The sequence below is a fragment of the Pseudomonas sp. B37(2017) genome (genome assembly GCF_002112885.1).
Taxonomy (GTDB): Bacteria; Pseudomonadota; Gammaproteobacteria; order Pseudomonadales; family Pseudomonadaceae; genus Aquipseudomonas; species Aquipseudomonas paraglycinae.
The window spans coordinates 55,733-74,344 of the sequence record NZ_NEIX01000005.1; the positions used below are offsets into that span (position 1 = coordinate 55,733).

An 18,612-nucleotide genomic window follows, 5' to 3' on the forward strand; every position below is an offset into this window, starting at 1 on the left:
CAGCCTTCGTCGAAGGGCTGCGATCTTTTTTGTTTTAGCGGGAAATCACGCCAATTTGCAGCGATCAAAAAACCGCTCGCGCCCGAGGATCATCAGTGCCGCGCGCTTGTGCGGGAAGTCGAATTCCTTCTCGCAATGGAAGCACTGGTTGTGCATGTGGCCGATCATCTTCGCGTTATCGGCGCGCGGTTCGGCGACCACTCGCTGAGTACGCGGATCATCCAGGAACAGGTAGTGCACCAGCGCCGACAGCCAGCTCGCCACTTTGTGCGGGCCGCGATGGTCTTCCTCACCGACCAGCATGTGAATGCCGCGATCGTAATTGTCGGCATCGTAGAACGGCGCGATGCGATCTTCCTTGGCCCAGTAGGCTTCGAAATAGGCAAACGGCTGATCATCGAAACAACCGATCAGGGTCAGCGTATGCGGATCGGCATCGAGTTTGCTCAGGTACTCGCGATGCTGTTCGAGGCTGCCCTCTTCCTGCCAGAAACTGGCGACGCGCGGGCTGTTCTGCCAGCGATTGAAACGCGCCAGGTCCTGCTCAATCTCCACCGTTCGCAGGGAAATCCAGGCACCGAGGCGCGCATCGAAACGCCGATAGACTTCCCCACGCGGTTTGACCGGTCGCAGCGGATGGCGCTTGCCGTTGCTGATGACCATCTGCTGCGGATAACTGCCCGTCAGCGAGGTGCCGAGCCACGGCTGCGGCAGTTGCCAGAACAGCGTGCGCTCACAGCGATATTCGCCCGCCACTTCGGTGCCCACCAGCAAACCGCTGAGCAAGGCTTCGGTGGGCGCCTGATCCAGTTGCCAGATCAATTGCTGACGCGCCGGATCACGGGCAAACAGCCAATAACAGGCCGCCCACAGCGCCTGGCCCGGCGGCAGTGCATAGCGTTCATCGATCTGGATCGGCCCCTGGCCTTCACGATCAAGACGCAGGCGAATCAGCGGTTGCCCGTCCAGGCTCAGGCTCAGACGGCTTTCGGTGGCATCGGCTACCAGTTGGCTGCCCGAAGGCAGGGCCAGGGCAGTCAGGTCATTCAGATTGGACATGGGTCGGGCTCACGATAATCGTCGACAGTTCAACGATGGGACGTGAGCCGGGGCGGGAAATTTAGGCCGGTGGGCAAAAACCGCCGGTCACTGATGCGGTACCGGTACCACCGCAATCTTGTAAGGGTCGAAGATCTTCAGCATCTGCCCGTTGTCGCGCAATCCTTGCAGCAGCTTGCCGAACACTTCGCCGGTGATCGGGGCCTTCGGACTGAGAATCGCGTAGTGGTGGTAGATCTGGTCGATGCGCTGAGACACCAGCAACTCGTCGCGCACCTTTTCGTTGCGCAGCAGGTAATCGAACAGGTACGAGCGGGTCACCAAGGCAATGTCTGCGCGCCCGCGCAAGACCATCAATAGGTTGCTGTCGTGGGAGTAAGTCAGCGTGGCGCTGTAGGTTTCGGCGAGGTACTTGGGATCGGCGTTGAAGTTGGCGAATTCGTAGTGATAGCCGCTGTACAGCGCCAGGCGCTTGCCCTTCAGATCGGCGAAGTAATTCTGCTGGCGACCGGGCTTGTTCTGCGCGACGAAAATCTCCGCGTCCTCCAGGCCCATGTCTACGGTGATGTGGGGAATGTCTTTCCAGCCCCAATCGGGGTTTTCGAAGATCGCCATGTCGGTGCGGCCATCCTTGAAATCGCCGAACCGGCGAGGAATCGAGGTGGGCACCAGTTCGAAACGATAGTCGCTCTGGGCGCTGTTCAAAGCAGCGACCAGTTCCGGCAGCAGCCCTGTATCAGCGCCGTTTTCCGGGCGAATGGTGTAGGGCGGAAAATGCGCCGCGCCCACCCGAACCACTTGCGCCGCCGGAGCAGGCAATACCCATAATGCAGCCAGCGCTGCGAGCATCAGCCCGGCGGCCGTCCGAATTGGCGAAGACTTCAAAACACCCCACTCCCCGAAAAAGTACCGATCATTGCATTCAAGCTAGGCGGTTTCGCCCAGTTAGCCAGTTTCCCGGCCCGATAGAAAGCGCCTAGCGCTCTTCGAGCACCAGAATCAGCGCTTCTTCGGCCAATTGATCCAGGCTCAGGCTACCGCCGGCACGGAACCAGGTGGTGGTCCAGGACAACGCGCCCGTGAGAAAACGTCGGGTAATGAACACATCGCCACGAATGAACCCCGCCTCTTTGGCTTCGCCCAGCACTTGCAGCCAGAGGTCTTCGTAGATGTCGCGCAGCGCCAGCACTTTGGCCTGGCCGTCTTCGGACAGCGAGCGCCATTCATACACCAGCACCGCCATCGCCTCGCCGCTGCCGCCCATGATCGACTGCAGTTCGCAGCGGATCAGCGCCAGCACCCGCTCGCGCACATCGGTCGCATCGGCCAGGGCTGCGCGCATCAGCGCAGTGTTGTAGCGGATGGTTTCTTCCATCACCGCCCGCAGGATTTCATCCTTGCTCTTGAAGTGATGAAAGATGCTGCCGGACTGAATCCCCACGGCACCGGCCAGATCGCGCACCGTGGTGCGTTCATAGCCTTTGTTGCGGAACAGGTGGGCCGCCACTTGCAGCAGTTTGCCGCGAGCGCTGTCCGGATCGGTCAACTGGCCGGCATCGACCAGTTCACGCATGACCCTCAGGGCTTTTTGCTCGTCCACCCGTTCTCTCCTACAGTCGATCAGTCAAATGCGCCGTACGCCGCAGAAACGGCGGGGTTGCGCGGGCAATTTAAGCCGCCGGCGGTGACCAAGCAAGCGCTTGGGCAGAAGATAATTCCAGGCGTTTACAAACCAAGCGCTTGCTTGGTAGTCTCGATGCACTTCTGTCACAGGTTGCTGAGTCGGAGATCAAAATGCCCACCACGGTTCGCATCGGATGCGCCAGCGCATTCTGGGGAGACACCTCGACCGCCGCCGCGCAGCTTGTGGCGGGCGGACAGCTGGATTATCTGGTCTTCGACTATCTGGCCGAAATCACCATGTCGATCATGGCCGGCGCGCGCATGAAGGACCCGCAGGCCGGGTTCGCGGGAGACTTCATCGAAGTCCTCGCCCCCCTGCTGCCGCAACTGGCCGAACAGAACATTCGCGTCATCAGCAATGCCGGCGGAGTCAATCCAAAAGCCTGTGCCGCCGCCCTGCAAGCGGCCTGCGACAAGGCCGGCGTATCGTTGAAAATCGCCGTGCTGTCGGGCGATGACCTGCAACCCCACTTCAAAAAACTCGCCTCCCAAGGCATCACGGAAATGTTCAGCGGCGCCCCGCTGCCGCCGATGTGTGTTTCGACCAACGCCTACCTCGGTGCACCGGGCATTGTCGAAGCACTGCGTCTGGGCGCCGACATCGTCATCACCGGCCGGGTGGTCGACAGCGCAGTGGTCAGCGCTGCGCTGGTGCACGAATTCGGCTGGTCATGGCACGACTACGACAAACTCGCGCAAGCCGCTCTGGCCGGGCACATCATCGAATGCGGCGCGCAGTGCACCGGCGGTAACTTCACCGACTGGCGCGACGTGCCGGATTACGAACACATCGGTTTCCCGATTGTCGAAGTCAGCGCCGACGGCCAGTTCATCGTCAGCAAACCCGAAGGCTCCGGCGGGCTGGTCACGCCACTGACGGTCGGCGAGCAGATGCTCTACGAAATCGGTGACCCTCAGGCCTATCTGTTGCCCGATGTGGTCTGCGATTTCAGCCAGGTCAAACTCCAGCAACAAGGCAAAAACGCCGTCCGGGTCCACGGTGCCAAAGGACTGCCGCCCAGCGACCATTACAAGGTCAGCGCAACATATCCGGACGGCTTCCGTTGTACCGCCAGCTGCCTGATCGCCGGCATCGATGCGGTGGAAAAAGCCCGGCGCGTCAGCCAGGCGATCCTCGACAAGACCTCGGAAATGCTCGACCAGAAAGGCCTCGGTCCCTACACCGAAACCCACGTCGAACTGCTCGGCAGCGAAGCTACCTACGGCCCTCACGGCCAGCGCCGGGACAGCCGCGAAGTGGTGATCAAACTCGCCGTGCGCCACCCGAACAAACAGGCGCTGATCCTGTTTTCCCGCGAGATCGCCCAGGCCGCCACCGGCATGGCGCCGGGTCTGACCGGCATCGTCGGCGGGCGGCCGACGGTGTATCCGCTGATCCGGCTGTTCTCGTTCCTGATCGACAAAAGCGCCTGCACATTGCAGATCGACATCGCCGGCGAATCTCACCCGTTCGCCCTGCCCGCCCACGCCACCCTCGACAGTCAGGATCTGCCCCTGCCCCACGAAACACCCAACCCCCAAGGCCGCGCCGATGCCAGCGTGCCGTTGGTGAAACTGGCGGTGGCGCGCTCCGGCGACAAGGGCAACCACAGCAACATCGGCGTCATGCCGCGCCGTCCCGAATACCTGCCGTGGATCGCCGAGGCGCTGACCCCGGCGGTGATCGTCGACTGGATGAGCCATGTCCTCGATCCGATTCACGGCCGGGTCGAACGCTGGTATCTACCCGGCACCCACAGCCTCAACTTCCTGCTGGAAAACGCCCTCGGTGGCGGCGGCGTGGCGAGTCTGCGCATCGACCCGCAAGGCAAGGCCTTCGCCCAACAACTACTGGAAATCCAGATCCCGGTGCCGCAGAGCATCGCCGAACAGTTCGACTAGAGGATTGGCACCATGGCGTTCGAATCGATTTTCAGGGCTGATCTGTTCAGCGGCCAGACCGTCATCGTCACCGGCGGCGGCAGTGGCATCGGGCGTTGCACCGCCCATGAACTGGCGGCGCTCGGGGCAACCGTGGTGCTGGTCGGGCGCAAGCCGGAAAAGCTGCAAACCGTCGCCGCTGAAATTGCCGAGGATGGCGGTCGCGCTCACTGGAAGGCCTGCGATATCCGTGATGAAGAGGCGGTGAAGGCGCTGGTCAGCGAACTGATCCGCGAACACGGGCCGATCCACGGGCTGGTCAACAATGCCGGCGGCCAGTATCCGTCGCCCTTGGCCTCGATCAATCAGAAAGGTTTCGAAACCGTGCTGCGCACCAATCTGGTCGGCGGTTTCCTGATGGCCCGCGAAGTGTTCAACCAGTCGATGAGCAAACACGGCGGCAGCATCGTCAACATGCTCGCCGACATGTGGGGCGGTATGCCCGGCATGGGCCACTCCGGCGCCGCGCGCTCGGGCATGGACAACTTCACCAAGACGGCGGCGTTCGAATGGGGTTATGCCGGTGTTCGGGTGAATGCGGTAGCCCCGGGCTGGATCGCTTCCAGCGGCATGGACACTTACGAAGGCGCGTTCAAGGCCGTGATCCCGACCTTGCGCGAACACGTGCCGCTCAAGCGCATCGGCACCGAATCGGAGGTCAGCGCAGCGATCATGTTTCTGCTCAGCCCCGCTGCCGCGTTCATCAGCGGCAGCACCTTGCGCATCGACGGCGCGGCAAGCCTGGGCAGCCGCGCATGGCCGTTGCACAAGGCGAGCCACAGCGAATCGTTCAACGGTTTTCACCGGGCCTATATGCCGGACGTTTTGAAGGACAAGGAGTAAGCCATGCCGGTCATTCAATCTCAGCTCGACCCGCACAGCGAAGCCTTCGCCCGCAACCGCGCAGCGATGCTCGCCGCCATCGAGCAAGTCCAGCAGCTCGAACAGAACCTGCTGAACAAGGCTGCCGAAGCCAAACCGAAATTCGACAAGCGCGGACAATTGCTGCCCCGTGAGCGCCTGAATTTGTTGCTCGACCCCGGCGCGCCATTCCTCGAACTGGCGAGCCTGGCCGGCTATAAACTCCACGACGACAAAGACGGCAGCTCGGCCGGTGGCGGCTTGATCGCCGGCATCGGCTACGTGTCCGGCGTTCGCGCCTTGATCGTGGCGAACAACAGCGCGATCAAGGGCGGGACGATTTCCCCGTCGGGCCTGAAAAAATCCCTGCGCCTGCAACAGATCGCCCAGGAAAACAAACTGCCGGTCATCACTCTCGCCGAAAGCGGCGGCGCCAACCTCAATTACGCGGCGGAAATTTTCGTCGAAGGCGCACGCAGCTTTGCCAATCAGGCGCGCATGTCGGCCATGGGGCTGCCGCAGATCACCGTGGTACACGGTTCGGCCACAGCCGGCGGCGCGTATCAGCCGGGGCTGTCGGATTACGTGGTGGTGGTGCGCGGCAAGGCCAAGCTGTTTCTTGCCGGCCCTCCGTTGCTTAAAGCAGCGACCGGTGAAGTCGCCACCGACGAAGAACTGGGTGGCGCCGAGATGCACGCGCAAGTCGCCGGCACCGCCGAATACCTGGCCGAAAACGATGCCGACGGCGTGCGTCAGGCGCGGGAAATCGTCAGCCTGCTGAACTGGAACGAGCAAATACCGTGGCTGCCCGAGCCGCAATTCAAGGAGCCGCTGTACCCCATCGACGAACTGCTCGGGCTGATCCCGGACGACCCGAAAAAGCCCTACGACGTGCGCGAAATCATTGCGCGGATCGCCGACGAATCGCGCTTCCTGGAGTTCAAGGGCGAGTTCGATCAGCAGACCGTTTGCGGTCACCTGAAGATTCAGGGGCGCGCCTGCGGTTTCATCGGCAACAACGGCCCGATCACGCCCAACGGCGCGAGCAAGGCGGCGCAGTTCATTCAACTGTGCGACCAGAGCCAGACACCGCTGCTGTTTTTCCACAACACCACCGGGTTCATGGTCGGCACCGAATCGGAACAGCACGGCGTGATCAAGCACGGCTCAAAACTGATCCAGGCCGTGGCCAATGCGCGGGTGCCGAAACTGACGATCGTGGTCGGCGGCTCCTACGGCGCAGGCAACTACGCGATGTGCGGACGCGGGCTCGATCCGCGCTTCATCTTCGCCTGGCCCAACAGCCGCACCGCCGTGATGGGCGGCGCCCAGGCCGGCAAGGTGTTGCGCATCGTCACCGAAGCCAAACAGCTCAAGGACGGTCTGGTGCCTGACCCGAAAATGCTCGACATGCTGGAGCAGGTCACCGCGCAGAAACTCGACAGCCAGTCCACCGCCCTCTACGGCAGCGCCAACCTGTGGGACGACGGGCTTATCGATCCGCGCGACACCCGCACCCTGCTCGGTTACCTGCTGGACATCTGCCACGAAGCCGACATCCGCACGTTGCAACCCAACAGCTTCGGCGTCAGCCGGTTCTGATCGCCACGGACTAAAGGAGAACAATAAAAATGATCTTCACCCCGGAACACGAAGCCCTGCGCCGCACCGTCCGCCAGTTCGTCGAGCACGAGATCAACCCGCATGTCGATGAATGGGAAAAGGCCGGGCGCTTTCCAATCCACGAGATTTTCCGCAAGGCCGGCGACCTCGGTCTGCTGGGGATTTCCAAACCGGAAAAATTCGGCGGCATGGGCCTGGATTACAGCTATTCGATCGTCGCCGCCGAAGAGTTCGGCACCATCCATTGCGGCGGCATTCCGATGTCGATTGGCGTGCAGACCGACATGTGCACCCCGGCCCTCGCCCGCTTCGGCTCCGATGAGTTGCGCGAAGAATTCCTGCGCCCGGCCATCACTGGCGAGCAGGTCGGTTGCATCGGCGTCTCGGAAGTCGGCGCCGGCTCCGACGTAGCCGGGCTCAAGACCACCGCACGCAAGGACGGCGACGACTATGTGATCAACGGCAGCAAGATGTGGATCACCAACTCGCCGAGTGCCGACTTCATCTGCCTGCTGGCCAACACCTCGGACGACAAGCCGCACATCAACAAATCGCTGATCATGGTGCCGATGAACACGCCGGGCATCAGCCTCAGTTCGCACCTGGACAAGCTCGGTATGCGCAGTTCGGAAACCGCCCAGGTGTTTTTCGACAACGTGCGCGTGCCCCAGCGCAATCGCATCGGCCATGAAGGCGCCGGGTTCATGATGCAGATGCTGCAATTCCAGGAGGAACGCCTGTTCGGCGCGGCCAACATGATCAAGGGCCTGGAATACTGCGTCGACAGCACCATCGAGTACTGCAAGGAGCGCAAGACCTTCGGCAACGCGCTGATCGACAACCAGGTGATCCACTTCCGCCTCGCCGAACTTCAGACCGAAATCGAGTGCCTGCGGGCGCTGGTCTATCAGGCCACCGAGCAATACGTGAAAGGCCAGGACGTCACCCGACTGGCCTCGATGGCCAAACTCAAGGCCGGGCGTCTCGGCCGTGAAGTCAGCGACAGTTGCCTGCAATACTGGGGCGGCATGGGCTTCATGTGGGACAACCCGGTGGCCCGCGCCTACCGCGACGTGCGGCTGGTGTCGATTGGCGGCGGCGCCGACGAAATCATGCTCGGGATCATCTGCAAACTGATGGGCATCCTGCCGGGGAAAAAGAAATGAGCGCCCTGCCCGATTGCCAGACGCTGCTGCTGGAACGGCACAACGGCGTGTTGCACATCACCCTCAATCGCCCGGAAAGCCGCAACGCCATGAGCCTGCAAATGGTCGCCGAGTTACGCGCCGTGCTGGCAGAGGTGCGCGATGACCGCAGCGTTCGCGCGCTGGTGCTCAGCGGTGCCGGCGGGCATTTTTGTGCCGGCGGCGACATCAAGGACATGGCCAATGCCCGCGCTCAGGGCAGCGATGCCTATCGCGATCTGAACCGTGCCTTCGGATCATTGCTGGAAGAAGCGCAGCACGCGCCGCAAGTGCTGATCACGGTGTTGCAGGGCGCGGTGCTCGGGGGTGGCTTCGGACTGGCGTGTGTCAGCGATATCGCCATCGCCGATCATCAGGCGCAATTCGGTTTGCCGGAAACCAGCCTCGGCCTGTTGCCGGCGCAGATCGCGCCGTTTGTGGTGCAGCGCATCGGCCTCACCGAGACCCGACGCCTGGCCCTGACCGCCGCCCGCTTCGACGGCCATCAGGCCCGACGCCTGGGGTTGGTGCATTTTGTCGAGCAGGATCCACAGGCGCTCGCCGAGCGGCTGGATGAAGTGCTCGATCACGTCTTGTGTTGCGCCCCCGAGGCGAATGCCGTGACGAAAAAACTGCTGCTGGCTAGTGCAGGTCAACTGCCGATTGAGCTGCTGGACGAAGCGGCGCAGTGGTTCAGCGCCGCGGTGACCGGTGCCGAAGGGATCGAAGGCACGATGGCGTTTGTGCAAAAGCGCAAACCGAGGTGGGCCCCTTAAAAACTTCGCGAGCGAGCTCGCTCCCACAGAGTTCGATGACATTCACAAAACCTGTGGGAGCGGGCTTGCCCGCGAAGAGGCCCTTCAATTCACCGCCAAAAACTCAGGAAAATTATCATGCCCGCCATCCACAAAATCCTGATCGCCAACCGCGGTGAAATCGCCTGCCGCATCCAGCGCACCGCCCAGGCCCTCGGCTATCGCACGGTCGCAGTTTTCAGCGACGCCGACGCTGACGCCCTGCACATGCAGATGGCCGATCAAGCAGTAAACATCGGCCCGGCACCCGTGCAGCAGTCCTATCTGAACATCCCGGCGATCCTCGACGCCGCCCGGCGCAGCGGTGCCGACGCGATCCATCCCGGCTACGGTTTCCTTTCGGAAAATGCCGAATTCGCCCGCGCTTGCGAACAGGCCGGCCTGACCTTCATCGGCCCCAGCGTCGAAGCCATCGAACTGATGGGCAGCAAACGCCAGTCGAAAATCGCCATGCTCGCCGCCGGTGTGCCGTGCATCGCCGGCTATCAAGGCGCCGAGCAGGACGACGCAACCCTGGCCCGTGAAGCCGAACGCATCGGCTATCCGTTGATGATCAAGGCCAGCGCTGGCGGCGGCGGACGCGGCATGCGTCTGGTGCACAGCGCCGAGGAACTGCCGGCGCAGTTGCGCACGGCGCGCTCCGAAGCCTTGAACGGTTTCGGCAGCGATGAACTGATCCTCGAACAGGCGCTGATCGAACCGCGCCATGTCGAAGTGCAGCTGTTCGGCGATCACCACGGCAACCTGATTTACCTCGGCGAGCGCGATTGCTCGATTCAGCGCCGCCACCAGAAAGTCATCGAAGAAGCACCGTGCCCGGTGATGACCGAAGAACTGCGCCAGGCGATGGGCGAAGCGGCGCTCAAGGCCGGGCGTGCGGTGAACTACGTCGGCGCCGGCACCGTGGAGTTTTTGCTTGATGCTGATGGCGGGTTTTACTTTCTGGAGATGAACACCCGGTTGCAGGTCGAGCATCCGGTGACTGAACTGATTACCGGGCTGGATCTGGTGGCGTGGCAACTGTCGGTCGCCGAGGGCCAGCCGCTACCGCTGACCCAGGCGCAGGTGAAACTCGATGGCCACGCGATGGAAGTGCGCCTCTACGCCGAAGATCCCGCCCAGGGTTTTCTTCCGCAGACCGGGCGTGTCGAAGCCTGGGTGCCGGCGCTGGATCGCGGTTCGCGGATTGATCACGGCCTGATCGAAGGGCAGTCAATCTCACCTTTCTACGACCCGATGCTCGGCAAACTGATCGCCCACGGCGCAACCCGCGAAGAAGCCCGGCGCAAACTGCTGTGCGCGGTGCAGGACAGCGTCTTGCTTGGCGTGCAGAGCAATCAGCGGTTGCTCGCCAGCCTGTTGCAGCATCCGCAGTTCATCAGCGGGGAGTTCGGCACTGGCTTCATCCCGCAGCACTTCGCCGATCACGACTGCCTTCGCGCCTATTTGCCCAGTGCCGAAGAGCTGGCCATCGCGGCGGTGATTTTTTACCAAGCCGCCGCGCAGCAACATCGCGCCCCGCTGTCAGGATGGCGTAACAACGTCGGTGCGCCGTTGCTTTATCGCATCGGCCTCGACGCCCGCGACTGGAACGTGCAACTGCGCGCCAGCCCGGACAACACGTTTGAAGTGCAGGTCGCGGAGCGCGTCATCGAACTCAAACTCTTCGAACATACCGCCGGGGCCGTCACACTGGAAATCGACGGCCTGCGCCAGCGCCACGCCTATCGCCTGCGCGACGAGCAGCTCTGGCTGTTCACCCACCCCGGCAGCCTGCACCTGGTGGATCGAACTCACGCGGTGATCGACAGTCAGACCAGCGTCAGTTCCGGCACGTTGAAAGCCCCGATGGATGGCGCCATCATCGATGTGCTTGTCTGCGAAGGCAGCCCGGTCAGCAAGGGTCAGCTGCTGGTGGTGCTGGAGGCAATGAAAATGGAGCACCCGCTCAAGGCCGGCATCGACGGCGTGCTCAAGCGGGTGCAGGTCAAGGTCGGCGATCAGGTAAAAAATCGTCAGGTTCTGTTGCAGGTCGAGTAGTCGCCGCGCGCATCCGCAAGGTTTGACTACGCTCTGAATAATCAGGACGCGGAAATCAGGAACCCTGCGATGCCCCATTGGCTGGTCATAGATCTGGAAGCCACCACCGATGAGGGTGGCTGGCCGGTTACGGAGATGGAGATCATCGAAATCGGCGCGACCCTGGTGGATCGCGCCGGTCGCGAGCAGGATCACTTTCAGCGCTTCGTCAAACCGACGCGGCGGCCCTTGTTGACGCCGTTTTGCCGCGAACTCACGCACATCACCCAGGCCAACATCGACGCGGCGCAGCCGTTGAGCGAAGTGTGGCCTGCGTTCGAGCGCTGGCTTGGTCAGCACCAGACACGCCTTGAAGGCTGGGCCAGCTGGGGCGATTACGACCGCAAGCAGTTGCTTCAGGAATGGCAGCGGCTGCAACTCGACAGCGTCCTGAGCCGGGTGCCGCACATGAACCTCAAACAGCGCTTTGCCAAGGCCCGACGCCTCGAACGGCCGCTGGGCCTCAATGGCGCGTTGCAACTGGCGGGCATGCAATTCACCGGTCAACAACACCGGGCGCTGGAAGATGCGCGCAATACCGCCCGATTATTGCCGTTGGTGCTGCCGCTCTAGCGCAGGTGACGGCGCCATGAGCCTTGTGCATACTGGCCGACCTTTTTGACCCTTTTTAAGCCCTTTTCGAGAGGAATCGCCCATGTTTAAAGTCAACGAGTACTTCGACGGCACCGTCAAGTCGATCGCTTTTGGCACCGCTGAAGGCCCTGCGACCATCGGCGTCATGGCCCCGGGCGAATACGAATTCGGCACCAGCCAGCGTGAAATCATGCACGTGGTTTCGGGCGCACTGACCGTCAAACTGCCGGACAGCAGCGACTGGGAAACCTTCGCCGCCGGCAGCCAGTTCAACGTGCCAGCCAACAGCAAGTTCCAGCTGAAAGTGGCCGTCGACACCGCTTACCTGTGCGAATACCGCGGCTGAACCCACGGTTTTCGGCGGTCATAAAAAATGCCCGTGTCCAAGGACACGGGCATTTTTCGTTTCAGGGCGGGTTATTCGAGGATTTCCACCGGCATGCCGACTTCGAGCCGGCCGTTGCCGTCGTTGACCAGGTTCTGGCCGAACATCGCACCGTCGGCCTGGGCACGGGTCTTCTGCAAGGTCGCCAGCGGCTCACGATCGGCGCTGCGCTCACCGGTCTTCGGGTCGATCGTGGTGAGAATGCACCGAGAGCAAGACTTGACCACGCGGAACTCGACATCGCCGATACGAATCCGTTTCCAGCCATCCTCGGCGTAAGCATCACTGCCTTCGATCACCAGATTCGGCCGGAACCGCAGCATTTCCAGCGGACGCCCGACTTCCTGCGACAGGTGTTGCAGCGAGGCCTCACCAATCAGCAGCAGCGGGAAACCATCGGCGAACGCCACTTGGTCGTCATCGTTGCCGTACCCGGCCTGGGTTGTCCGGGCACGATCCAGCGGCACTTGCACCAGTCGGGTCGGCTTACCGATGAAATCGCTAACCCAGCGGGCCGCCTCTTCACCGGCATCCGGTACGCGCAAGGTATCGCGCCAGATGGTTACGCCGCGCAGATCGTCGTCACTGCCGGGCAAGGCAACATCGATTGCCGAATGCCCCGGCGCGCTGAGCGTCAGGCCACCAGCGGCATTCCACAGCGCCGACAGCTGGCTCATTTTCGCTTCGGCACGCTGGGTCAGGAATCGCCCGCTTGCCTCGTCCACCAGCATCCAGCGTCGGTCACCCTCTAGCCCCAGTTTGTCCAGGCCGATCCCTTGCAGGACCTCGCCCTTGGCGGATTTCAACGGGTAACGATAAAGCGCGCTCAGACGCAGCATGGCCAGCTCCCTGGTGGGTCAAAAACGCCACCCTATACGAGCTTTGTCAGCGAATCAAAGGCTGGCGCAGGGTCAGCCTCGACAGGTTGATCAGGCCGGCACTTCGTCGAGCATCAGACGCTGGCGCACAACATCGACCAGCTTGTCCGGCTGGAACTTGGAGAGGAAGTTGTCGCACCCGACCTTCTTCACCATCGAGTCGTTAAAACTACCGGACAACGAAGTGTGCAACACCACGTACAGGCCACGCAGGCGCGGGTCGTTGCGGATTTCGGTGGTCAGGCGATAGCCGTCCATTTCCGGCATTTCCGCGTCGGTGAACACCATCAGCAGTTTGTCAGTCATGTTCACCCCGGTGTCCGCCCAGGCCTTGAGCATGTTCAGCGCTTTCAGGCCGTCGCTGGCGATATGCATCTTCACGCCCAACTGGCCGAGGGTGTCGCGCAATTGCGAGAGCGCCACGTTGGAGTCGTCCACCAGCAACACTTCACGGCCACGGGCGCGCTCCAGAACCGGATCGTCCAGTTTGTCGCGCGAAACCTTGGCGTTGTACGGCACGATTTCGGCGAGGACTTTCTCGACGTCGATGATTTCCACCAACTGATCGTCGACCTTGCTGATGGCCGTCAGGTAATGCTGGCGACCGGCGCTGGTCGGCGGCGGCAGGATAGCTTCCCAGTTCATGTTGACAATGCGGTCCACGCCGCCAACGAGGAACGCCTGCACCGAACGGTTGTACTCGGTGACGATGATCGTGCTGTTCGGGCCCGGCACCAGCGGGCGCATGCCGATCGCCTGGGACAGGTCGATCACCGGCAGCGTCTGGCCGCGCAGATTGACCACACCGCAGACAAACGGGTGACGCTGGGGCATCAGGGTCAGTTTCGGCAACTGCAGGACTTCCTGAACCTTGAACACGTTGATCGCGAACAATTGGCGTCCGGCCAGTCGAAACATGAGAATTTCCAGGCGATTCTCACCCACCAGTTGCGTGCGTTGGTCTACCGTGTCGAGAATGCCGGCCATCAATGACTCCTGGGCTTGTTCTGATGAATTCACTATTGGGGGTTATCGGCTGAATCTGGCGGATCTTGATCCCGTCACAAATCACCAACAAAATGCCATGAGCAGGCATTGATGTCACATTAACATCATGCTTTACTGGCCCGGTGAAATCATCTGCTACATTCTCTTCGGCGCGACCTCGTTTTGCGCGACAGGTTCCCGTGCCTAAGGGAATCCCCTAGTAACAATCAGGCCCAACCTGATATTCGCGATATCCAATAGCCATTAATGTGACGCCATTCTCATTGCATGAACGGAGTCAGGCTATTGTGTGCGATCGCAGTTCAGTGGAAACACATCCTCTTGAAACCTCAGGTCTGTGCCAATGCACGCCGGGGCGCGGTCTCGCGACGGTTCATGATCGTCGACACACACGGCATTCCCTCATCAGACATGACGTGGTGGAGATAAGCATGCCGAACGACCGTAGTGACTGGGCGCAGCGGTTCCCCGAATTCCTTGTCGAGGCTGAAACGCTCCTGGCCAAGTCTGAAGAATGCCTCAGCCACTTGCAGCTGATCAGCAATGACAAGGACGCCATCGACTGCATGCTCAGCACCCTCCTCAAGCTGGCGAACAAGGCTGATGCCCTGGCGCTGGAGGCGGTGTCCGAATTCTCCCTGCACCTGCATGGCCTGCTCACTCAGGTCCAGGATCACGTGGATTTGCATGCGCAGGCCCTGGAAGCACTGAAAGACTGCTTCACCCTGATGGCCTGGCAACTGGAACTGGTTGACCCAAGCACCGGCCAATTGGGCCTCGATGAAAGCGAGCAGGTGTCGCTGATCGAAGCCTTTGCCTGCCAGGTCGGACAGACTCACTTTCAAATGCCGCTCAATGGCAAGCCGATGTCCCTCGTCTCCTGGTCGGAGCGCCAAGCGTAACCGGGCACACAGTGGGCTGTTCGGGCCCGTCAGTTCTCGCCCTCGAATGTCGTAATTGAATAGTTCATGCCTGCCTGCGACACCTTCCAATAAATAATTACGAGCGATGAATGCAGACTATCCTCTGCGGATGTCAGGGTTTTCCTGTGTAAAAGAAAACTTGCGGTTGCATCGATAATTATCGAGTCAGGTACTTCAACTTTTCCATTATGGAACCCCCGTCCAACATGGCCTGTTTCCTGACTCTTTGGACATATAGGGCAAACGCGACCAACGGTATGTTAAGTGGTATTATGCCGCCCGTTAGTTGTTTCAGTTAATGGCATTGTGACTTCAATGAGCGGCCTCTACCGAAGTTGGCGCTCAATTATCGATCACAGAACCGTTTTGAAATCAACAACCTGAATGACAGTTTTCCAGACAGAGACCGCCAGCCCTTCTGACCGGTCTGCCCGCAGCGAACATCCATTGGCTCCATCCGCTATGTACGCCAGCCTCAAGTCAATCACCACATGGCCTCCCTCCCGAGAAAATGCCCGCAGGTTCACACTCCTGCTGTGCACGGCTTCGGCCTTGGGCAGTCTGTTGAGCTATGGCGTCTCTGCGCCGATGTCGCTCGGCCTGCTGCTGATCAACGTGGCGGCTGCCGGTTGCGTCTGGACACAACATCGTCTGTCGCGCAAATCCATCAAGTTCCAGCCACAGGAACTGGCCGACCGTTTGCTGGAAGTCCAGGAAAACGAGCGCCATCGCCTGAGCCGTGAACTGCATGACGATATCGGCCAACTGCTGACCGCCGCCAAGCTGCAAAGCGAATGGCTCAAGCGTCGCTTGCCCGCGGACATGCAGGAACACTGTTCAGTACTTTGCGAGACCCTCGAAGAAACCCTCAACAAGGTTCGCGACGTTTCGGCCATTCTCAACCCGCGGCAACTGACCAGCCTTGGCCTGGAAGCAAGCCTGCGTGCGCACCTGCTCAAGGTGTTGACCAACACTTCGGTGCACTGGAGTCTGGACTGCCAGCAGCGCCTGAATGGAATTCCCGAAGAAATGGCCGTCGCCGCCTTTCGTATCACTCAGGAAGCGGTGACCAACATCCTTCGCCATGCGCAGGCCAAAAACCTGTTGATCCGCGTGCAACGCCTGCCACAGGGCCTGACCCTGCTGATCAGCGATGATGGCCTGGGCTTTTCCCCGGCGGCGAATCCGGGTCGTGAAGGACAGCGGGGCATGGCCGGGATGGCCGAACGCATCGAGCAACTGGGCGGCACACTGAGCGTGACCAGCGAGCCGGGCAAAGGTACTCAAATCGAAGCACTATTCCCCTGGGCGCCCCGTGCACTCGAGCGGGCCAGTACGAATAAGGTTATGCGTTGACTTGTAACTTACTTCTGGTGGATGACCACTCGCTGATCAGGGCCGGCGTGCGCGCCCTGGTGCTGGATATTCCCGGTTATGCGGTTATCGGCGAGGCCAATGACGGCTCGCAGTTGCTCGAGATGGTCGAGCTGCTGTCTCCCGATATCGTATTGCTGGACATTTCCATGAAAGAAACCGGCGGTCTGGAAGCCCTGCAGCGGCTCAGACGCGTACGCCCGCACGCCAAAGTGCTGATTCTGTCGATGCACACCGACCCCGCGCTCATCATGCAGGCGCTGGAGTCCGGTGCGCACGGTTACCTGCTCAAGGACACCACGGCCACCGAGCTCGAACATGCACTGGAAGCGCTGCGCAACAACGAACGCTATCTCAGCCCTGCCATCGCCCACACCGTGATCAATCAGGCGCTGACCCGTAACCTCAAGCAGCAGCCGGAAGTCGCCGAGTCGCACAACCTCACGGCACGCCAGTTGGAAATCCTGCGCTTGATCGTGCGCGGCAAGTCCACGCGGGAAATCGCCAATGGCCTGGGCTTGAGCATCAAGACGGTCGAAACCCACCGGTCGCAGATCATGAAACGCCTGCAGATCTACGATGTGGCGGGCCTGGTGCTGTTCGCCGTGCGGGAACAGATCATCAGTCTGGACGACTGAGCCGAGGTGATGCACTCAACAGCGGCGAGTCCTTGGGCAAATGCACACGCAAAGCTCCGGGACGCGCCGCAAACCGCAGACTGTCGCCCTCCAGTGGCTCACCGTCGAGATTGATGCAAAGCCCTTCGGCGACCTTGATTTCAACCCACGGCAAACGCGTGCGCACGAACATGTTGTCGATGCCGAACCCGTCGCTGAGCAGATTTTTCAGCGTGCCAACCAGCTCCTGCGGGGCTGGCAGAATGCTGATATCCAGAAGACCGTCGTCCACCAGCGCTTCCGGGCACAACACATGCCCGCCACCCGCCTGACGTCCATTGCCGATCCCCAGCGCCAGCAGCTCGCCCTGCCAGTGAAAATCCGGCCCCTGCAATTCGCCGTAAGCGGCATGCAGCTCACTGAACCGCGATAAACCGGTGAACAGATAGGCCGCGCCGCCCAGCACTTTTTTCAAATCTTCCGACGTGTTGGCCGTCACCTGGCTGCCGAATCCGCCGGTGGCCATGTTCAGGAAAATCTGCCCGCCGACCTCGCCCAGATCAATGTCATGGGCGGGGGCCTCAAGCAATTCGAGTGCTTCGGCCGGCTCCAGGGGAATAGCCGCCGCGCGGGAAAAATCGTTGGCGGTTCCCAGCGGCAACAGCACCAGACTGGCCTTGCCCGGCTGCGCCGCCAGTGCTTCGGCGATGTCACGCAGGGTGCCATCTCCGCCACCGGCAATGATCTGACGGTATCCCGCCGCCAGCGCTTCCTCCACCAGTCGCTGGGCATCCCCGGCCTCCCAGGTCAGGCGCACCGCCAGTTCCCAGCCCTGCTGACGCTTGTTCTCGACAGCGGCACGAACCGCCTCGTTGAGTGCCTGCTTGCCATGCAGAATCAACAATGCCTTGCGTTCACTCATTGCGGTTACTCCCGGAATTGAATCAGTACGGGACATCTTGACCCTCAAGACCGGCAAAAAAGTCGCACGCCTTCTGATTAATTCCTGCTGCCCGTCTGGTCCGTCCTACATATCGGTAATTTTTCGTACAGAACGTAAGGAATCGGCTCAATTGACCCAGCCCGGTCGTTGGTACAACGTGTGTCGGCGTTAGCGATCTTCAATTCAATTACACAAGGATGTGCATGTAATGAGTGGATACAGTTTCAGGACTTTCGATACTTTGCATTCCGGCATTTGCCAACTGCCCCCAATGGCCGCAGGCGGGCGTTTCCATGCAAAGCCATGAAGCAAGATTATCCGTGAGTCCGGTTGCCTCTCTCTCCGAAAGTCGCGCCAGTCTTAAAGACGAATTCAAATGCAGCGCTAGAAACACTGGAGAAACCGATATGGAACCGCGTGTCACCGAGCTGGAAACCCACCTCAAGTACATTCGACGCGATATGGACGAAGTCAGAGGGGACGTCAAAGCCATCAAGCATCGCCTTGCCTACTCGGCAGGGGCGACAGCGATGGTGCTCGGGCTGTTGGGCTGGATTGCCAACAGCCGGTTCGATCAGCTCGTCTCATTGCTCAGCCGTTGACCCGCTGAAAAGGCAGGCATCGTTTTGCGACTATGCCTGCCTT

General features: G+C 61.0%; 17 protein-coding genes and 2 pseudogenes. 13 read left to right on the forward strand and 6 right to left on the reverse strand.

The genetic code is table 11. The annotated features are described in order from the left end of the window. Positions 1-45 precede the first annotated feature (45 nt). From CAF90_RS14490 to CAF90_RS14500, 3 genes are all read right to left on the reverse strand, one after another. On the reverse strand, positions 46-1,059 hold the full coding sequence (locus CAF90_RS14490) for a GNAT family N-acetyltransferase (protein WP_085607097.1): 1,014 nt from the start codon (positions 1,057-1,059) through the stop codon (positions 46-48). A gap of 87 nt (positions 1,060-1,146) precedes the next feature. Further along, positions 1,147-1,944, reverse strand: coding sequence for an ABC transporter substrate-binding protein (locus CAF90_RS14495; RefSeq protein ID WP_085607099.1), 798 nt, complete (start codon positions 1,942-1,944; stop codon positions 1,147-1,149). Positions 1,945-2,035: 91 nt separating this feature from the next. Beyond that, a complete protein-coding gene (locus tag CAF90_RS14500; protein ID WP_085607101.1) occupies positions 2,036-2,659 on the reverse strand; it encodes a TetR/AcrR family transcriptional regulator in 624 nt (207 codons plus the stop codon). Between the two features lie 194 nt (positions 2,660-2,853). Here CAF90_RS14500 and CAF90_RS14505 point away from each other — a divergent pair, with 194 nt between their 5' ends. The 9 genes and pseudogenes from CAF90_RS14505 to CAF90_RS14540 all read left to right on the forward strand — a co-directional run bounded on the left by CAF90_RS14505 (position 2,854) and on the right by CAF90_RS14540 (position 12,185). Then, positions 2,854-4,644 carry an acyclic terpene utilization AtuA family protein gene (locus tag CAF90_RS14505; RefSeq protein WP_085607103.1) on the forward strand — a complete coding sequence of 597 codons (1,791 nt, stop codon included), beginning with the start codon at positions 2,854-2,856 and terminating at the stop codon, positions 4,642-4,644. 12 nt (positions 4,645-4,656) lie between these two features. Next, on the forward strand, positions 4,657-5,526 hold the full coding sequence (locus CAF90_RS14510) for an SDR family oxidoreductase (RefSeq protein WP_085607105.1): 870 nt from the start codon (positions 4,657-4,659) through the stop codon (positions 5,524-5,526). Between the two features lie 3 nt (positions 5,527-5,529). Beyond that, the gene (gene atuC / locus CAF90_RS14515; RefSeq protein WP_007955766.1) at positions 5,530-7,146 is read left to right on the forward strand and encodes a geranyl-CoA carboxylase subunit beta; all 1,617 of its coding nucleotides are present in this window, start codon (positions 5,530-5,532) and stop codon (positions 7,144-7,146) included. 29 nt (positions 7,147-7,175) lie between these two features. Beyond that, the gene (gene atuD / locus CAF90_RS14520; protein ID WP_007908685.1) at positions 7,176-8,333 is read left to right on the forward strand and encodes a citronellyl-CoA dehydrogenase; all 1,158 of its coding nucleotides are present in this window, start codon (positions 7,176-7,178) and stop codon (positions 8,331-8,333) included. Further along, positions 8,330-9,127, forward strand: coding sequence for an enoyl-CoA hydratase/isomerase family protein (locus CAF90_RS14525; protein WP_085607107.1), 798 nt, complete (start codon positions 8,330-8,332; stop codon positions 9,125-9,127). The genes atuD and CAF90_RS14525 overlap by 4 nt, the downstream gene beginning before the upstream one ends. Before the next feature lie 117 nt (positions 9,128-9,244). Next, positions 9,245-10,727: pseudogene (locus tag CAF90_RS14530) on the forward strand (acetyl/propionyl/methylcrotonyl-CoA carboxylase subunit alpha); the annotation flags it as partial. A 128-nt stretch (positions 10,728-10,855) separates the two neighbouring features. After that, positions 10,856-11,206: pseudogene (locus CAF90_RS29905) on the forward strand (acetyl-CoA carboxylase biotin carboxyl carrier protein subunit); the annotation flags it as partial. Between the two features lie 69 nt (positions 11,207-11,275). Then, the gene (locus CAF90_RS14535) at positions 11,276-11,818 is read left to right on the forward strand and encodes an exonuclease domain-containing protein (RefSeq protein ID WP_007955759.1); all 543 of its coding nucleotides are present in this window, start codon (positions 11,276-11,278) and stop codon (positions 11,816-11,818) included. A gap of 82 nt (positions 11,819-11,900) precedes the next feature. Then, complete coding sequence (locus CAF90_RS14540; protein ID WP_007940055.1) at positions 11,901-12,185, forward strand: pyrimidine/purine nucleoside phosphorylase; 285 nt, start codon at positions 11,901-11,903, stop codon at positions 12,183-12,185. Positions 12,186-12,256: 71 nt separating this feature from the next. Here CAF90_RS14540 and CAF90_RS14545 read toward each other — a convergent pair whose 3' ends face one another. Together CAF90_RS14545 and CAF90_RS14550 are read right to left on the reverse strand one after the other, a co-directional pair. Beyond that, the gene (locus tag CAF90_RS14545; RefSeq protein WP_085607111.1) at positions 12,257-13,063 is read right to left on the reverse strand and encodes an MOSC domain-containing protein; all 807 of its coding nucleotides are present in this window, start codon (positions 13,061-13,063) and stop codon (positions 12,257-12,259) included. 90 nt (positions 13,064-13,153) lie between these two features. Next, positions 13,154-14,089, reverse strand: a complete 936-nt coding sequence (locus tag CAF90_RS14550) for a chemotaxis protein CheV (RefSeq protein ID WP_003226705.1) — start codon at positions 14,087-14,089, stop codon at positions 13,154-13,156. Between the two features lie 452 nt (positions 14,090-14,541). On the opposite strand from CAF90_RS14550, the gene CAF90_RS14555 reads away from it, so the two are divergent. From CAF90_RS14555 to CAF90_RS14565, 3 genes are all read left to right on the forward strand, one after another. Beyond that, on the forward strand, positions 14,542-15,012 hold the full coding sequence (locus CAF90_RS14555) for a hypothetical protein (RefSeq protein ID WP_007955754.1): 471 nt from the start codon (positions 14,542-14,544) through the stop codon (positions 15,010-15,012). 483 nt (positions 15,013-15,495) lie between these two features. Beyond that, positions 15,496-16,389 (forward strand): sensor histidine kinase, encoded by an 894-nt coding sequence (locus CAF90_RS14560; RefSeq protein WP_085607113.1) that lies wholly within the window; start codon positions 15,496-15,498, stop codon positions 16,387-16,389. After that, complete coding sequence (locus CAF90_RS14565; protein WP_007955750.1) at positions 16,386-17,045, forward strand: response regulator transcription factor; 660 nt, start codon at positions 16,386-16,388, stop codon at positions 17,043-17,045. Before CAF90_RS14560 ends, CAF90_RS14565 begins: the two co-directional genes overlap by 4 nt. Here CAF90_RS14565 and yegS read toward each other — a convergent pair. Next, entirely contained in the window at positions 17,029-17,946 is a 918-nt protein-coding gene (gene yegS, locus CAF90_RS14570; RefSeq protein WP_085607115.1) for a lipid kinase YegS, read from the reverse strand. The genes CAF90_RS14565 and yegS overlap by 17 nt on opposite strands. Positions 17,947-18,260: 314 nt before the next feature. On the opposite strand from yegS, the gene CAF90_RS29575 reads away from it, so the two are divergent. Beyond that, positions 18,261-18,569: a hypothetical protein gene (locus tag CAF90_RS29575; protein ID WP_170929389.1), complete on the forward strand. Its 309-nt coding sequence runs from the start codon at positions 18,261-18,263 to the stop codon at positions 18,567-18,569. The last annotated feature ends 43 nt before the right edge of the window (positions 18,570-18,612 follow it).

Excerpts from the sequence above, each read along its gene's own strand:
- CAF90_RS14490 (WP_085607097.1), bottom strand. The coding sequence starts at position 1,059 with ATGTCCAATCTGAATGACCTGACTGCCCTGGCCCTGCCTTCGGGCAGC.
- CAF90_RS14505 (WP_085607103.1), top strand. The coding sequence starts at position 2,854 with ATGCCCACCACGGTTCGCATCGGATGCGCCAGCGCATTCTGGGGAGAC.
- CAF90_RS14510 (WP_085607105.1), top strand. The coding sequence starts at position 4,657 with ATGGCGTTCGAATCGATTTTCAGGGCTGATCTGTTCAGCGGCCAGACC.
- atuC (WP_007955766.1), top strand. The coding sequence starts at position 5,530 with ATGCCGGTCATTCAATCTCAGCTCGACCCGCACAGCGAAGCCTTCGCC.
- atuD (WP_007908685.1), top strand. The coding sequence starts at position 7,176 with ATGATCTTCACCCCGGAACACGAAGCCCTGCGCCGCACCGTCCGCCAG.
- CAF90_RS14525 (WP_085607107.1), top strand. The coding sequence starts at position 8,330 with ATGAGCGCCCTGCCCGATTGCCAGACGCTGCTGCTGGAACGGCACAAC.
- CAF90_RS14535 (WP_007955759.1), top strand. The coding sequence starts at position 11,276 with ATGCCCCATTGGCTGGTCATAGATCTGGAAGCCACCACCGATGAGGGT.
- CAF90_RS14540 (WP_007940055.1), top strand. The coding sequence starts at position 11,901 with ATGTTTAAAGTCAACGAGTACTTCGACGGCACCGTCAAGTCGATCGCT.
- CAF90_RS14545 (WP_085607111.1), bottom strand. The coding sequence starts at position 13,063 with ATGCTGCGTCTGAGCGCGCTTTATCGTTACCCGTTGAAATCCGCCAAG.
- CAF90_RS14550 (WP_003226705.1), bottom strand. The coding sequence starts at position 14,089 with ATGGCCGGCATTCTCGACACGGTAGACCAACGCACGCAACTGGTGGGT.
- CAF90_RS14555 (WP_007955754.1), top strand. The coding sequence starts at position 14,542 with ATGCCGAACGACCGTAGTGACTGGGCGCAGCGGTTCCCCGAATTCCTT.
- CAF90_RS14560 (WP_085607113.1), top strand. The coding sequence starts at position 15,496 with ATGTACGCCAGCCTCAAGTCAATCACCACATGGCCTCCCTCCCGAGAA.
- yegS (WP_085607115.1), bottom strand. The coding sequence starts at position 17,946 with ATGAGTGAACGCAAGGCATTGTTGATTCTGCATGGCAAGCAGGCACTC.
- CAF90_RS29575 (WP_170929389.1), top strand. The coding sequence starts at position 18,261 with ATGCAAAGCCATGAAGCAAGATTATCCGTGAGTCCGGTTGCCTCTCTC.